General features: G+C 47.5%; 12 protein-coding genes. All 12 read left to right on the top strand.

The annotated features are described in order from the left end of the window. Positions 1-136: 136 nt before the first annotated feature. The 12 genes from MUG84_RS13380 (at position 137) to MUG84_RS13325 (ending at position 16,528) form a co-directional block, all read left to right on the top strand. Positions 137-1,921: a class I mannose-6-phosphate isomerase gene (locus MUG84_RS13380; protein WP_244725550.1), complete on the top strand. Its 1,785-nt coding sequence runs from the start codon at positions 137-139 to the stop codon at positions 1,919-1,921. A 4-nt stretch (positions 1,922-1,925) separates the two neighbouring features. Further along, on the top strand, positions 1,926-2,846 hold the full coding sequence (locus tag MUG84_RS13375) for an ROK family protein (protein ID WP_244725549.1): 921 nt from the start codon (positions 1,926-1,928) through the stop codon (positions 2,844-2,846). Positions 2,847-2,894: 48 nt separating this feature from the next. Next, positions 2,895-5,351 carry a glycoside hydrolase family 38 N-terminal domain-containing protein gene (locus MUG84_RS13370; protein WP_244725548.1) on the top strand — a complete coding sequence of 819 codons (2,457 nt, stop codon included), beginning with the start codon at positions 2,895-2,897 and terminating at the stop codon, positions 5,349-5,351. Positions 5,352-5,879: 528 nt separating this feature from the next. Then, positions 5,880-7,544 (top strand): type 2 periplasmic-binding domain-containing protein, encoded by a 1,665-nt coding sequence (locus tag MUG84_RS13365; protein ID WP_244725547.1) that lies wholly within the window; start codon positions 5,880-5,882, stop codon positions 7,542-7,544. 76 nt (positions 7,545-7,620) lie between these two features. After that, entirely contained in the window at positions 7,621-8,574 is a 954-nt protein-coding gene (locus tag MUG84_RS13360) for an ABC transporter permease (protein WP_244725546.1), read from the top strand. Between the two features lie 31 nt (positions 8,575-8,605). Beyond that, complete coding sequence (locus MUG84_RS13355; RefSeq protein WP_244725545.1) at positions 8,606-9,487, top strand: carbohydrate ABC transporter permease; 882 nt, start codon at positions 8,606-8,608, stop codon at positions 9,485-9,487. Between the two features lie 46 nt (positions 9,488-9,533). Further along, positions 9,534-11,333 carry a glycoside hydrolase family 36 protein gene (locus tag MUG84_RS13350; RefSeq protein ID WP_244725544.1) on the top strand — a complete coding sequence of 600 codons (1,800 nt, stop codon included), beginning with the start codon at positions 9,534-9,536 and terminating at the stop codon, positions 11,331-11,333. Between the two features lies 1 nt (position 11,334). After that, positions 11,335-12,699, top strand: a complete 1,365-nt coding sequence (locus tag MUG84_RS13345) for a trehalase family glycosidase (RefSeq protein WP_244725543.1) — start codon at positions 11,335-11,337, stop codon at positions 12,697-12,699. A 15-nt stretch (positions 12,700-12,714) separates the two neighbouring features. Next, positions 12,715-13,740 (top strand): LacI family DNA-binding transcriptional regulator, encoded by a 1,026-nt coding sequence (locus tag MUG84_RS13340; RefSeq protein WP_244725542.1) that lies wholly within the window; start codon positions 12,715-12,717, stop codon positions 13,738-13,740. Positions 13,741-13,974: 234 nt separating this feature from the next. Beyond that, positions 13,975-15,006 (top strand): LacI family DNA-binding transcriptional regulator, encoded by a 1,032-nt coding sequence (locus tag MUG84_RS13335; RefSeq protein WP_244725541.1) that lies wholly within the window; start codon positions 13,975-13,977, stop codon positions 15,004-15,006. 160 nt (positions 15,007-15,166) lie between these two features. After that, the gene (locus MUG84_RS13330; RefSeq protein WP_244725540.1) at positions 15,167-15,805 is read left to right on the top strand and encodes a YhbD family protein; all 639 of its coding nucleotides are present in this window, start codon (positions 15,167-15,169) and stop codon (positions 15,803-15,805) included. Between the two features lie 3 nt (positions 15,806-15,808). Continuing rightward, a complete protein-coding gene (locus tag MUG84_RS13325) occupies positions 15,809-16,528 on the top strand; it encodes a polymer-forming cytoskeletal protein (RefSeq protein WP_244725539.1) in 720 nt (239 codons plus the stop codon). Positions 16,529-16,531 lie beyond the last annotated feature (3 nt).

The raw sequence follows: 16,531 nt of genomic DNA, 5'->3' as shown, positions 1-16,531 counted from the left end.
AGTTCGGTGTTGTTTGGAACTACGGTTATCCGAACTGTTGGTTGTAAAGAAAGAACAGGGGCTGCAAGGCTCAGATTCGCTGTTGTTAAAGGCAGTTTTATGAGAGTGACGGTACTCTGGAAAGGAATGGAATGTGATGTTCGAAAAAAGACCGCTGAATCCGATTCGAAAAGCCTTACTTGAAAATGGTATTGGACAAGGTTACGAGGAAATGCTGCAGCGCGTGATTTCTCAAGATCAAGGTACAAGCAACGTGTTCACCCTTGTAGTAGATGGTACGCATGGTGCAGATTTTCAGGCGCTTCTCAAGCGCTTAAGCCCGTATGCAGAAGAGCATGGATTTTGCTTCGTCGCTACAGATGTGTATGGTTATTTAAAATCCGGAACTGAGCTGAGAGAGCATTTCCACGGTAACATTACTGATAATCGCGCTTTTGGATACGTATCGGAGGCGAAGATCGACGAATATTTCAAAAGCGGGGCGCAGCGTAGTTTTGCGGAATATGCGGACAAGTTAACGAATTCCGCAAGTGAACGGACGCTGTTTGTCATTTTTGGCCCGGGTGCTCTATGGTTGTGTGACGGCCGCTGCGATGCTTCACTGTTCCTCGATGTTTCGCGGGAATACCAGGAGATTGCCCACAAAGAAGGCTTGCTGAACTTCGGACTAAGCTGGAATGTGGATGCGGTAGAAAAATATAAAATAGCTTATTTTGTGGAATGGCCGGTGCTGGAAACGTACCGGAAGGAGCGTTTGGAATCCTTCGACGTTTATGTCGATATGAATAATCCGCGCTGCCCAATGCTGTTGACCGTACGCGACCTTAAGGCCGCAATAGATGATATTGCACGTTTTCCAATGCGAGTCAAACCGTTTCTGATGCCTGGCGTATGGGGCGGACAATATCTGAAGCAAATAGCGGATTTGCCGGCGGACATGGTCAACTGCGCTTGGAACTTCGAACCGATTGCGCCGGAGAATTCGGTGCTCGTATCGAATGGGGAGCGGGTCGTGGAAATTCCTTTCCTGCTCGTGATGGCTTATTCCCATCTGGAAGTGATTGGCGCTCGTAACGTTCAATTGTTCGGAGATTATTTTCCTGTTCGGTTTGACTTTTTGGATACGATGGAAGGTGATAATCTCTCCTGCCAGGTCCATCCGAAGCAGGCCTATATCCGTGAGCGGTTCAACGAATTCATGGAGCAGCAGGAGTCCTATTACATCATGGAAAAACAAGGTGACGCCAAAGTGTACCTTGGCCTGACGGATGAATGTACGCCAGAGTCGTTCAAAACGGCTGCAGAGCAGTCCCAAATCACAGGGGAACCGATTCCTTTTACAGACTATGTGCAGGAATGGACAAGTGAGAAGGGAGACTTGTATCTCATTCCGACGGGCACGGTTCACTGCTCGGGCAAAGATAACTTTGTGCTTGAAATTTCGGCGACGACATGGTGGTTCACGTTCAAAATATATGATTACGTGCGGAAGGACTTGGATGGAAAGCTGCGCCCAATGAACGTCCAGTACGCTTTTGATAATGTTGATTTTTCGCGTAAAGGACAGTGGGTTCAGGATAACCTGATTCCGCAGCCGAAGCTTCTGAAACAGCAAGGAAGCAATTCGGAGTATGTACTTGGGGAAAGGGACGATCTGCTCTTCTATGTAAACCGGCTTCATTTGACCGACCGCTGGGAAGATGAAACGGGCGACGAGTTTGTCCTGCTTAATTTGGTTGAGGGAGAATGCGTGCGTATCGTTTCGCTTAACGATGAATCGGTTTACGTCGAATTCCGCTATGCAGAGTCGTACATCATCCCGGCTTCGTTTGGCCCTTACGCTATTGTGAATCAGGGAAGTAAACCATGCAAACTGATCAAAGCAGGCGTTTCGAAAAAATGGAACGTCAGCCTGGTCTAACCGAATGGAAGATAGCATTCTGGCCTTTGACGTTGGGGGTACGTATGTAAAAGCAGGCATTTTCGCATGCGACGGGAAAATGCTTGGAAGCTTAAGCATCCATCCCGCCCGTTCGGGGGAAGCAAGAGAGGAATTGCTGCAGCATTTCACCGATCTCGTAAAGATTCAGGGCATGCAGGTTCCCGCCGGATACGCGATCCGGGGCGTGGGACTAGCGTTCCCGGGTCCCTTCGATTATGAACAGGGAATTTGCCTGACACGCGGCTTGAATAAGTTTGAGTCGCTTTACGGTGTCAATCTCAAAGAAGAATTGACTGCAAGAATCTCCGAAATTCCTGAGCTGCAGGATAAGTGGAGCCATGCTCCGGAGGTTGCCTTCGAAAATGATGCGGCGTTGTTCGCACTCGGCGAATGCGCTTTTGGCGTGGGACGCAGCTACGAGAAAGCGATTTGCCTCACGATTGGAACGGGCTTCGGCACAGCCTTTGTGAAAAACGGGCAGTTGATTAAACAGGCCGAGGGAGTTCCCACGGACGGTTGGATGTTCCGTTTGCCGTACAGGGAAGGGATCATGGATGACTACATTTCGCGCAGAGGCATCGTCCGTCTCGCCGAGGAAATGGGAATTAAGCAAGTAGCCGCTGGAGAAGAAGATGTGAAGCAACTCGCGGAACGCGCACGCAGCGGTGAAACGCAGGCGGTACAACTGTTCCGCGAGTTCGGCGAGAGGCTGATGGAGGTTCTGCGTCCCTTTTTCCAATCCTTTCAACCTGACGCTGTTATCATCGGCGGGCAAATTGCCCGAAGCGCAGATCTTTTTGTTTCTGACTTCATGGAAAATGTCCCGGTCCTGATATCATCGGATATGTCGGTTAGTGCGCTTAGAGGAGCATGCCGGCTTTTTACTGGAGCCCAGGAAGGTTAGATTTTGGTAGGTTCTATTATAAAAAATTGATCTCTGGAGATGTTCGCGATGAATAAACTTAGCCGTAATTGGCGCATTTTTGTCATTCACCATTCGCATACGGATATTGGCTATACGGAAAGACAGGAGCGCATCGAGCAATATCACGTTGATTTTATTCGACAAGCCGTGAAGATTTCCAAGGAAGTGCGGTCCGGTAAACGTGACGAATGGAAAGGGTTCAAATGGACCTGCGAGACGTTTTGGGCGGTTGAGCGGTTCCTTGGCGAAGCTTCTGACGAGGAAAAAAGCGATTTTGCGGAAGCGATCCGTCAAGGTGACATTGAATTATCGGGCACCTATCTCAACATGACAGAGCTCGCTGATGAAGACCTGCTCCGCTCCATACACTCCAAGGCGGCTGCATATGGGCGTTCCATCGGTTGCCCTGTAGATTCGGCTATGACAGCCGACATTAACGGCTATAGCTGGGGTTATGCGAAGAGCTTGCTAGATGCAGGCGTACAGCATTTGTTCTCCTGTATTCACACACATCACGGTATGTTCGCGCTGGGCCGCAAGCAGATCCCATTCTGGTGGGAGACACCGGGCGGAGAGAAGTTGCTTGTATGGAACGGAGAGCACTACATGTTCGGTAACGAGCTGGGCTTTTGTCCGGACGCAGTCGGCAGCTACATGATCCGAGACGAATTCTATACGCCGGCGATCGTAAATAACCGCGAAGAGATTATGGAAACGCGCATTGATCGTTATTTGAGCAAGCTGGAAGAAGAGGGATATCCGTACGATTTTATTCCAGTCATGATTTCGGGTCTGGCAACGGATAATGGTGCACCGAACGGGGATATCGCGCTGGCCATTCAGAAGTGGAACCAGGAGCATGGAGACAAGGTTCAGATCGAAATGTCCACACTAAGTCATTTCTTCAGCCATCTGAAGGAGCAAACCGTAGAAATTCCGGTATATCGCGGTGATTGGCCGGATTGGTGGTCGGATGGAGTAGGCTCCACGCCGATGTATACTCAGATCTTCAAGGATGCCCAGCGTGCGCTGCGGAAGGTTAAACGGCTAGACCCGCAGCAGCAGATCATCAGCCAGCAGGAGCTGTCGGACATCGAGCACCAGCTTGTGATGTATGCGGAGCATACATGGGGATTTCATGCCTCTGTTGGTTCCCCGTGGGAATGGAACGTGCAAATGCTCGAAGTGCGCAAGATGGCTTATGCGGCCAACGCAAGCCGCTTGGCGCACAGCGCTTTGGACAAAGTCCGGAACGCTCAGGAAGGATCTTTGCTGCATCCGGGACGCGCTTTCCGCTACCGCGTAGCCAATACGGAGCCGAATCCGTCTAAGCAGTATGCCGAATTTGGATGGGATGGCTTCGAGAATGAACGGTTCAAGGATGGGCTGGAGGTTGTCGACGAGCAAAGCGGACAGGTGGTTCCGCATCAGGCCGGCATTCAGAACGTCACCATTGAGGTGGAGCTTCAGCCTGGGGAGCACAAGGAATATACCCTTCGTCCTGCGAAAACATCGAAGGCAAAGACCACGAGCAATCTTAAGCTGGTCGGTGCCGATACGGTGTATGATATGGAGGATATGTATTCATCTGGCAGCGCTAAGGATGCGGTTGTAATGTCAGAACAAAGCGCTGAGTCTCCTTATGTGAAGATTCGCTGGGGCGAAGAAGGCATCCTCTCCTGGGTCAACAAGGAGACGGGCGAGGAATTGATTCGCAAGGACCAAAAGCATGGTGCGTTTACGCCTGTCTATGAAATTACTCCGACAGATGGCCCTGCCACTCCAGCCAGCATCTATGCGGTGCGCAGCCGGATGGGCCGCAACAGAAAAGGGCTGAACGTGGAACGCTCTGCAGGACGGCTTGTTAAGGCAAAAGCCATCTCAAACGGCCCGTTGTTCGGGGTCGTGGAGCTTCAATTCGAATCGCGTGGAATGAGCTGTTATTCCGTGTATCTCAAGCTTTACGCAGCGTCCAGCAGAGTCGATGCAGCCGTACGGTTCCACAAAGACAGCGTCTGGGAACCTGAGAATGTGTATATTTCCATGCCGTTTACGTCCGGAGCGTCTGATGACGAAACGTTGTGGCTGGATAAAGCAGGGGCGCCTCTCCGCCCTTGGGTCGATCAGCTGCCGGGAACACTGCTTGACTACTATTGCATTCAGGAAGGCTTAGCATACGTAGGCAAAAACGCTTCCCTCATGGTGGCTACGCCGGATACACCGCTGGTTCAATTGGGAGCTCTGGAACACGGGAAACGAATGCTCCATACCCAGCAAAATGCAGATACGGAAAAGCATCTGTACATCTGGGCCATGAGCAACTACTGGGAAACCAATTTTAAAGCGACTTTGGGCGGGTTCTATGAATTCCGCTACGTGATTGAATGGAACAAGGACATTCATACACCGGAGCAAGCGATTGGACAGTGCCGGGCGATGAGCTCCGGATTCACGGTCTGGCGCGTTAAACCTGCATTATCTTAAGAATTTATAAAGTGTATATTTACGATTACAAGAGCAGACGACAGCGTTCTGCTCTTGTATTTTTTTGGGAAAATCCACTTTCAATCATCTACATGTATCTAACGAGGTTCTTTAAAAATGGATCGTATTCTGTTATTGTATTTACTAAATATGCGCGTTGACAATTTGCAACTTCTGGTTTGCGGCTAGAATACTAAAGTCACGGGCCAGGGAGACACTTTCCCATGTGAGTGCAGAAGCTACCCTTTAATAACGATGTAGGCATGAGTTAAAAGTCAGAGCAGCCGATGAGCTGCTCTTTTTTTGTTTTTATGAAATAAACAGCTTGATTATCCGAAACTGTGGTGATAAGATAACATCAATAAATTTACTAAAATATATTGAATATTAACTCTATAATTTAGTAAATTTAATACAAGCAAATAATGATCAAGCTGAGGTGATGGCTGCACAGTACATATGGGTTCTCGTCAATGTATTGCTCTAACATTATGTTGTAAGCGGATTCATAATTAAGGGGGTTAATTTGTGAAGAAGACTTTTATGCTGCTTTGTTCCTTTATTTTTGCGTTTTCGACGCTTGTAGGCTGTAGCGGTGAATCAAAGACAGATGATGCAGCGAAAACGGAACAGCAATCTGACACCGGTGAAAAGAAAGTCAATGAATTCGGGTGGGAAGTCCCAAATAAAACCGTCGAAATCAATTTCTATTCCGGACAAGACAACCCTGATAACGTGAAGAAGTACCAAGCGGAGCTTCAAAAATACATTCTCGACAAATTCAATGTAAAGCTGAACAATATCGTCTACGACGTGGACAAAAAAGAGAAGCTGAACCTGATGCTCGTAAGCGGTGACTATCCTGAGGTGATTACGAATCTAACCGAGTCTGAAGCTCAGCAATGGATCAACCAGGGGAAAGCCGTAGAGATTGGACAATACATGGATCAATACGGCGAGAATATTAAAAAACAGCTGGAGCCTTGGTTCAAATCGTACTACAACGAAGCGGGCAAGCTTTACATGCTGCCGAAGAGTTGGGGGCTGCTCCCTATTCCCGACAACTCCGCCCATATTCGCAACGACTGGTATACGGCAATGGGATCGCCTGCTTTTGAAACGCCTGAACAGTACTACGACATTTTGAAGCAGATGCAGGCTGCTCATCCCAAAAATAGCAAAGGCGAAAAAACGTATGCGCTTTCAAGCATAGCCCCTGTCACGACGAATATGGTACCGACGGTAGCCGGCATGTATGGACTTCAAAATGGCTACAAGGTTACCAAGGAAGGGGATATGACCCATTGGGTCAACACTGAGGAAGGCCTCGAGCTTACCAAATTCATGAACCAAATTTATCGGGATGGATTGCTTGATCCTGACACTTTCGTCAACAAATTCGATGATTGGAAGGCCAAATTTTCGGCTGAACGCATTATGGGGCATATCGGCCCTTGGTGGCAGTCCTGGAATGCGGGACATGAAGTGTGGCAGAAGGTGAACAAGGATTGGAAGGAAGAACAGCGTTATGTGCAAGTGAAGTTAAAAGCGGCTGATGCGGAAAAAGCATATTTGTCTCCTAAAAATGCACGCGGTGGAGTCTTCACGATTATTACAGATAAGGCCAAAAATCCTGAAGATATCATGAAATGGATGAACTTCTCCATCACAGATATGGGTACCCGTTTGATTGGCTGGGGGGCTCCGAACCAACCTGATTCGGTATGGAAATACGAGAACGGCAAATGGAGCTGGGTTGAAGAAGCGAAGAAGGCGATCATTGACGCGACATGGGATTATGCGAAATCGGATAAGCTTGGCCAATATTATTTGAGTCTGGTTGAGGGTCAAGGCACGATGAAGGATGACGGACACAGCACCATTTGGTTCGACCAAAACTTCAACGATGAAGCCAAATGGAAAAAGATCATGAACGACAACTTGAAGGATACGATTTACGATAACTCGATCGGATCCATTACAATTCCGGCTAATGATCCACTCCTGATCACCAAGCAGCAAATTGACGATCAACTCGAAACGTTGTGGGCCAAAACGGTCATGAGCAAGACGGAAGATGAAATGATGAAGAATTTTAATGATATGAAGGATAAATTGAATAGTGCGGGTCTTCACGATATCGAAAAATACAGATCCGACGTGTACAAATCTCGCATGGCTTCCTGGAAATAGAGGCAAGTGAACGAGAGGGGGAGGATATCTCTTCCCTCTCGCTTCGAAATTTTCGATCAAGAAAGCGGGTGGCTGGATGAAGTCCGAATTAGCACAGGTATCTGTACAACCCACATCAAGACTTCAACTTGTAAAGCGGCAAATATATAAGGAACGTCAGCTATGGCTGATATGCATTCCGATGATTATATGGGTGTTTATTTTCAGTTATCTCCCGATGTATGGCATTATCATTGCTTTTATGAATTACATTCCTGGCAAGCCGATTTTCAGCAGTGATTGGGTTGGACTTCTTCATTTTAAAACCTTTTTTCACTCTCCAGATTTTTGGAATATCATTCGCAATACGCTGGCGATCAGTGGTTTAGGTATCGTTTTTGGGTTTACAGCCCCGATCGTGTTGGCTCTACTGTTAAACGAATTACGCATGAAACGCTTCAAACGGGTTATCCAGACCATTTCCTATTTACCGCATTTTATTTCTTGGGTCGTTGTTGCCAGCATATTATTTGCGCTATTAGGCAATGAGGGTTTTATCAACGATATGCTGCTGCGACTGGGTATCATCCACCAGCCTATTGCTTTTTTGGGTGAGGGGAAATACTTTTGGGGGCTGTTAACGACTACGAATATATGGAAAGACGTCGGTTGGGCGACGATTATTTATTTGTCTGCGATTGCCGGCGTGGATACCGAACAGTATGATGCGGGCAAAGTGGACGGCTTGGGCCGATTTGGGATGGTGTGGCACATCACATTGCCAAGTATCCGCCCGACGATCGTTTTACTGTTTATTCTGGGTATTGGCGGAATATTGAATGCGGGCTTTGAGCAGCAATTGCTCATCGGCAACTCGCAAACGAGAGAGTATCACGAGGTTATCGATACGTATGCGTACAAATACGGGATTCAGCTTGGTAATTACTCGTATGGTGCAGCGATTGGACTACTTAAGAGCATCATTGGATTAGCGCTTGTTCTCGGTGCAAACCGGATCAGTAAAAAAACGCTGGACACATCCATTTTGTAAGGGAGCGAGGAGTGATATGAGTTCTCTAAAGATGAAACCAACTATTGGCAGCCGGATCTTCGACACATGTAATGTTGTATTTATGCTCATCTTTTCTTTTTTCATGCTGTATCCTTTTGTGAATCTATTGGCCCTTTCTTTTAATGACGGGGTTGATGCTGCCAGAGGAGGAATCTATTTTTTCCCCCGGGTCTTTTCGCTCGACTCCTATAAATTTTTGTTCCAGAACGATAAGTTGTATTCCGGCTTGGGGATTTCGATTCTTCGCGTTGTCGTCGGGACAACCACCTGCGTATTCATGACAGGGCTGCTTGCTTATGTGGTTACGATCCGCAACTTTTCCGGCAGAAAATTCATGCGGATTCTGTTTTTGATCACCATGTATTTTGGAGGCGGGCTGATTCCTACTTATTTGCTGATGGTGAAGCTTGGGCTCATCAATACGTTTAACGTGTACTGGATCCCTGGCCTTCTAAATGCTTATTACATGCTGCTTATGGCATCATACATGGAAGGCTTGCCTGAATCGTTGTTTGAGTCAGCACGGATTGACGGAGCCTCCGAGCTTCGGATCTATTTCAAGATTGTCATTCCGGTCTCCGTGCCGGTGTTCGCCGCAATTGCCGTATTCAGCGCGGTTGGCCACTGGAATTCCTGGTTTGATGTGATTCTGTACAATTCGAATGGAAAATGGGATACGCTACAGACGTATTTGCGCAAGCTGCTTCTTGAAGTTGAGGCGCTTCAGCAAATTCAGGATGCTCAGGTAGCCTATTCGAAATATCGGAATATTTCAAGCTCCACCCTTCGGGCTGCGGTGACCATGGTCGTTACCCTGCCGATTGTATGCGTATATCCGTTCTTGCAAAAGTATTTTGTCAGCGGCATTACCCTTGGGTCGGTAAAAGGTTAACCATTCAAGCAAACAAACATAATGATAGGCGATGGAGGGACAGCATGTGACGAAGTCAAGTATAGATATGAGACAGCTGGATACCGGAAAATATCAATTTGAAGTGATTGGTGCAAACGAAGAATTTCGTGTCTCCATGTTTTCTGAATCGGCGGGAGAGGGTGTGGAGTTATTAACGATACGACTTTCGGCCGATGCACCCGTCAACCCGTCGGTGGTTGAAATGATATGGCATATTCCTGCGATCGACATTCATGGTTATTGGCATCCTGCTGCTTACCGCAACAGAAGGCTTCATGTGGATTGGGAAAGAGGATTCGTATCGAAAGCAACTTACTCCGCTCCCGTAGGATGTTTATTCAACACAATGGGACGCAACCGATTGACGTTTGCCTATTCTGATGCATTGAATGCCGTCGAGATGTCGGCGGGTGTTCATGAGGAGACATCGGTATTCAAATGCTCGGTGAAGCTGTTTACAGAGCCGGTAGGACCCGTGCAAACCTATGAAGCGGTTATCCGTCTTGATGCAAGAGATCTGCCGTATTACCAAACTCTTGATGATGTGCAGCGTTGGTGGGCATCCATGCCAGGATATGAGCCCGGGTCTGTACCGGAAGCGGCGAAATTGCCCGTATTCTCGACATGGTACAATTTCCATCAGCAATTGGATCCGGAGCAAATCGAGCATCAGTGCCGTCTCGCCAAAAATCTGGGCTGTGAAATGGTCATTGTAGACGATGGATGGCAAACATCCGATAATGCCCGAGGATACGCTTATTGTGGCGATTGGCTCGTTTGCGAGGATAAAATTCCGGATATGCGGTCGCATGTTGAGCGCGTACATGCGATAGGGTTGAAATACATGTTATGGTACTCTGTGCCGTTTGTTGGAAAACAAAGCGATGCGTGGCATCGGTTCGAACATAAATTGTTAACCGTTTTTGAGAATCTGGGTACCGGTGTGCTGGATCCCAGGTATCCGGAGGTTCGCGAATATACGATTGGTCTGTATGAGAAGGCCGTTCAGGAATGGGATTTAGACGGGTTTAAGCTTGATTTTGTGGACAGCTTTTATGCGACAGAAGAAACCAAGGACAAGAAGGATCCGGAAATGGACTACACTTCTGTGCCGGAAGCCGTCGATCGATTGCTAAGCGATGTTATTGCGAGACTGAAGGCGATCAAACCGGACATCATGATCGAATTCCGGCAAAACTATGTTGGACCATTGATGAAAAAATACGGGAATATGCTTCGCGCCACCGACTGCCCGAACGATGCGGTTGAGAATCGGATTCGGACGATTGACGTCAGGCTTCTAAGCGGCGAAACCGCGGTTCATTCCGATATGATCATGTGGAATCCGCAAGAGCCCGTGGAGAGCGCTGCGCTGCAGATCATCAACATTTTGTTTTCTGTGCCGCAGATTTCAGTCAAGCTGGATCACATCCCGAGTGAGCATTTGAAAATGCTGTCCTATTGGCTGGCTTTCTGGCGTGAACATCGGGACGTCTTCATTGAGGGGGAGCTCATGCCAGGTAAACCGGATTCCCTATATCCACTTGTCCGTGCGGAAACGACGGAGAAACGAATGATATGCGCATACGATGACATCATTGTGAATATTGGAGAGCATGTGCCGGAGACGCTTATTGTTGTGAATGGCACCTTGAATACACGCCTTGTACTAGAACTGAGTGAAGATATAGGATTGGCGGAAGTCGAAATCCGCAGCAGCTGCGGAGATATTGTAAACAGCTTCCAGATGAAGATGAATACTGGCCTTCACAGGCTTCAGATTCCGGGCGCCGGTCTTGTCCTGATCAAGAAAGGAATGATTTGATATGAAGACGCATCGTATCGGTCATCTGGCTTTTGATTCCTCAGACGCTACACTAAATGAAGCCTTTGCGTGGGCCAAACAGCAGGCCTTATCCTATGCTCATTTTGACGATCCGGTTGGACCCTGGTATGAGGCAGCTTTGCCAGGGAGAGACGCCTTCTGCATGCGGGATATTGCACATCAAAGCACCGGCGCTCATTTGCTGGGCTTGCGGGAGCATAACAAGAACATGCTAAGCCAATTTGCCAAACATATTGCAAGCGAGCGAGACTTCTGCACTTATTGGGAAATTACGAAGGAAGGCTTGCCCGCACCTGTCGATTATGAAAATGATCAAGACTTCTGGTACAACTTGCCGGCGAACTTCGATCTAATCGATTGTTGTTTGCGGCAGTATCAGTGGACGGCAGACACAGACTATATTAAAGATCCTGTGCTTACCCATTTTTATGAACGGTCGGTAACGGATTATGTTGGGCGTTGGGATCAGGACGGGGATGGACTGCCCGAACATTATGCCTCCTATGGCCGCAGAGGAATCGCTTCTTATAGAGAAGACAGCACGCATCCGCTTGTGGCTGGAGATTTGGTAGCGGCGCTTTATGCCGGGTATAAGGCCTATGCACAAATTCAGAGTCTTCGCGGTCACCAAGGGCAATCCGAGGAATTTACGAACAAAGCCGCCGAAATACGGCACATGTACATGAATGAGTGGTGGAATGAACAGGCAGGACGATTTAATGGAGCGATTCTTCAGGACCGTTCACCGTATACTGAGTATTACGCATCGGCACATTATCTGCCTTTATATTTTGGATTGATCGAAGAAGGTGTACAGCTGAATTCCGCGCTGCTGGATGTAGTCAAGCATGGCGGGGATAACGTTGAGGAACGTTCCCATTTGGCTGAAATCTATTATCGTTACGGCTTGCATGAAGTCGCATACAAGGTGCTGCTGGAGCTATCCAGCCCGAATACGCCAAGAAGAGAATATCCGGAAGTGTCTTATAGTGTCATATCTTCTTTAATAACCGGAATGATGGGAGTTGCCCCTAGCGCAACCGACAGAGTTCTGATGACGCTGCCGCGGTTAGGATCTATAGCATGGAGTGATGTTAAGAACATTCCAGTATGGGGTAATGAAATTCATCTATCACATAACGGGAACGGGGAAAGCGTCATAGAAAATGTGTCTGGCCCGATGTTTGTGTGGGAAGCCCGTTTCCCTGGTGAATGGAGCACCCTATCCGTTGACGGTACAGAGTATGAAGCAAAGGTAGAGCAGATTCGCGGTTCTGAGACAATCAGCTCTATTCGTTTGAACGTAGAACCGGGCAAGAAAATAGCTGTGAGGGTTATGAAGTAACCCACTGGAAAGTGTGTGATTCATATCGCTACGATAAAAGAAATCGCAAAAATAGCCAAGGTATCGAGTTCCACGGTTTCAAGGGTACTCAGCAAGGATAGCTCCTTTAATGTAGCAGAAGAAACGAGGAGAAATATCATTGAGGTCGCCAAATCATTGAATTATCGTAAAAGAACAGGTGGAAAACGGAGCGGCCCCAAAGCCAAGAAAAACTGGAAGATTGGATTGCTATTCTGGTGCTCCGAGCAGTTTGAATATTCGGATCCGTTCTACTTGACCATCCGGCAAGGCATCGAGAAGGAATGCATTAAACAAGGACTATCCATTCACCGCGTTTTTCGATGGTTAGACGATGTCAGCCCGACGATTGACTGCTCCGATTTGAACGGGCTGATTGTTGTCGGGAAAGTGGAAAGCGGTTTACAGCCGAATCGGGCTGATTCGGATTTTCCAATCGTATATGTAGACTATCGTTCCTCGGATGATCATGATTCCGTGCAGTTCGACGTTGCCGATGCGGCCAAAAAGGCTATGGATCATTTGCTGCAGTTAGGGTATAGAGAGATCGGATATATTGGGGGAACAAGTTACATCCAGACAGCAGGCGGGCTTGAATATTACGAAGATGAACGGCAGAAGGTCTATGAAAATATGCTAGAAGAACGGGGATTGTATCGGAAGGAGCACATGTATGTCGGAAGCTGGGGTCCGGAAGAGGGCTATAGGCTGATGAAGCAGGCCATAGAAAAGGGAAACCTGCCTGAGGCGTTTTTTATGGCCAGTGATCCACTAGCAATCGGAGCGCTCCGCGCACTCGATGAATCGGGCATCAAGGTACCGGAGCAAATCGGGATTGCTAGCATTGACGGTATCGATATTTCCGAATACGTGAATCCTCCGCTTACGACGGTCAAAGTGTTTACAGAAGAGATGGGTGCCACAGCAGTGAAGCTGATCGTCGACCGTTTGCTCGGAAGAGACTATACATTACATGTTAATGTTCGAACGGAATTGATTGTCCGAAAAAGCTGCGGGGCGTGAGACCTCGCCTGGATAGCTTGATCCTATCACTTGCTTGGAAGTTTAAAGCCTGTTGATCTAGTAGATACTAGGTTTAACAGGTTTTTTATATAGAGCCGGCGGTATTTCGGGTTCGAAATTGGGTCGCAAGTTGGAAATCAAGAAGGTATAATTGATAATATTGTAGAAGTTCTTGCCCCAGGAACTTACTTTCCCCGGGAGAAACGGTCTGAACAAGTTTAATGAAGAAAGTGTGTGATTGAGATAGCAACGATTAAAGATATTGCGGAGCTAGCGCAAGTATCGAGTGCGACCGTTTCCAGAGTGCTCAATAACGACCTTTCTTTTAGTGTGCCTGAAGAAACCAAGAATAAAGTTATTGAAGTTGCCAAGAAACTGAATTATAAGAAGAAAACAGAGCGCAAACGCAAAACAGACGGCCTTCCAGATATTAAACTAGGGATGGTCATTTGGTGTTCAGAGCAGCTGGAATATTATGATCCGTATTATTTGTCGATTCGCCTTGGAGTGGAACGGGAATGCTTGAAGCGCGGAATCGAGATCCATAAAGTATTCCGCTGGGTTGAAGGTGGTACCCAGGATATGGATATGTCAGAATTAAATGGTATTATCGCTATTGGTAAAGTAAGCACTTCGTTTGTTTCGCATTCCAAGGACCAGAACCTGCATATCGTGTCTGTAGATCATATTAGCTCCGATCAATGTGACGCTGTCGTTTTTGATTTGGAAAAGGCAGCGAAACAGGCGATGGAGCATCTTTTTCTGCTCGGCCACGAAAAAATCGGTTATATCGGGGGTACGAGCTACATCTTTTCGAAAGATTCGATGGAATATTATATCGATGAAAGGCAGCAAGTGTATCGTTCTCTAATGACGGAGCGGGGATTGTTCCGTGAGAGTGATCTGCATACGGGGGGCTGGGGAACGGACGCGGGTTATCGGCTAATGAAACATGCAGTCCAGCAGGGCGATATTCCTACGGCCTTCTTTATTGCGAGCGATCCGATGGCGATTGGGGCACTTCGGGCATTAGATGAAATAGGCCTTCGGGTCCCTGAAGAGATTTCGATTGTGAGCATCGATGATATTGAAATGGCACAGTATGTGAATCCTCCTTTGACGACGGTAAGAGTATTACCCGAAGAAATGGGGGCAACGGCGATAAAGCTGATCGTCGATCAGATCATGAGCCACAGGGAAGCGGCGCTTCATGTGTCCATACCAACCGAGCTAGTGATCCGCAAAAGCTGCGGTGCTAATATGTAGCTGAATCGTTTTGACAAAAACCACCTTTGCTGGTGGTTTTTTTGTTTTAATTTGCTCTCGTAAAAGGTTTTGATTTTCAAACTCGAGTTTAAAAATATCTTTTCGCTCAGTTTACAACGTAACAATGTTATGTTACATTAATTTCTGAGGAGGCGGTATCATGAACGAAGAAGATCTCATTTCGAAGAAGGAATTACTGGAGCTGACAGGTATCTCCTACGGACAGCTGTACCGCTGGAAACGTAAAAATTTGATTCCTGAAGAATGGTTTGTCCGTAGATCATCCTTTACGGGGCAAGAAACCTTCTTCCCTAAGGATAAAATATTGCAGCGGATCGAGCGTATTATAAACATGAAGGATGGATGGTCTCTAGATGAGCTGGCGGATGTATTTTCACCAAGTTCCCATGTGGAATCTCTCTCCCCTGAAATGCTTATAAAACGTAACATTGTTACATCTTTCACCATAGAATTGTTTGGAGAGGAGTTAGGGAGTCAGGAAACGTTGTCCTTTAACGACATTCTGACGGTGTATCTTCTGCAAAAGTTGCTGCAAAGCGGGGAGATCACCCGCGAAGAAGGAAAAATGCTGATTGCAGTTATGCGGGAGCACTACGGCGCGCTGGCGGCGAAACCGTACGAACTGGTACTGATCCGTAAAATGGGAGTCCCTCTGCTATTCTTGGCGGAATCGGCTGAACAGATTTATTTTGACAAGGATGTAAAATGGATTTTTCGTTTGTCCCTGGCTGCATCCATCGAAGAATTGAAATTGAAATTAAATGATACGGAGGTATAGAAAGTGGAGATGAGATCTGATTTGTCTATTTCCGGCATCGGCCGGTCGCAAGGCGGGAGCTATTCGCATGTCAGAACAGATGGTATGGCTAAAATTAACGGGGATACGGACTGCATCTCGCTCGACAACAACGGAACCTTGACGATTGAAGGGGCGCTGCAAAGCGAGACCGTCTCAGTGAACGGAACGGCGACAGTGGAAGGTGCACTCAAAGCAAACCGGATGATTCTTGACGGAATGGCAACGATCAAAGAGCATGCGGTTTGCCAAGAACTGCTGACGGTGAACGGACGTTTGTCTATAGGCGGACGGCTTGACGGAGAAAAGGTAGAGGTTTTTGGCATCTTGAAAACAAGAGATGACGTGCAGTGCGAATTGTTGTCCGTTCATGGCGGATTCAGTATCGATGGCCTGCTAAACGCCGGTCTGATCGACGTCAAAATGAATATGCCCTGCAAAGCGCAGGAAATCGGCGGGGAGAGCATCACGGTCAGACGCCTCAAGAAGATCAGTGTCATCGAGCAGTTCGTACCTGTACTTTCGGCGAAGCTGCAGGCTCATACCATTGAAGGCGATGAGATCTATTTGGAGCATACGGAAGCAGAAATCGTGAGGGGCAATGATGTCATTATCGGCAAGGGCTGCAAAATCGGACGCGTAGAATATAAAAATCAGCTGACACGGGACGAAGATGCCCAAATTGGAGCAGCTTATCAAATCTAAAGG

The organism is Paenibacillus mangrovi, from assembly GCF_022898935.1.
Taxonomy (GTDB): domain Bacteria; phylum Bacillota; class Bacilli; order Paenibacillales; family Paenibacillaceae; genus Paenibacillus_AQ; species Paenibacillus_AQ mangrovi.
This window is presented reverse-complemented; position numbering and strand designations above follow the sequence as displayed.

Coding starts and splice junctions, on each gene's coding strand:
- MUG84_RS13330 (WP_244725540.1), top strand. CDS start 15,167: ATGAACGAAGAAGATCTCATTTCGAAGAAGGAATTACTGGAGCTGACA.
- MUG84_RS13370 (WP_244725548.1), top strand. CDS start 2,895: ATGAATAAACTTAGCCGTAATTGGCGCATTTTTGTCATTCACCATTCG.
- MUG84_RS13375 (WP_244725549.1), top strand. CDS start 1,926: ATGGAAGATAGCATTCTGGCCTTTGACGTTGGGGGTACGTATGTAAAA.
- MUG84_RS13380 (WP_244725550.1), top strand. CDS start 137: ATGTTCGAAAAAAGACCGCTGAATCCGATTCGAAAAGCCTTACTTGAA.
- MUG84_RS13360 (WP_244725546.1), top strand. CDS start 7,621: ATGAAGTCCGAATTAGCACAGGTATCTGTACAACCCACATCAAGACTT.
- MUG84_RS13355 (WP_244725545.1), top strand. CDS start 8,606: ATGAAACCAACTATTGGCAGCCGGATCTTCGACACATGTAATGTTGTA.
- MUG84_RS13345 (WP_244725543.1), top strand. CDS start 11,335: ATGAAGACGCATCGTATCGGTCATCTGGCTTTTGATTCCTCAGACGCT.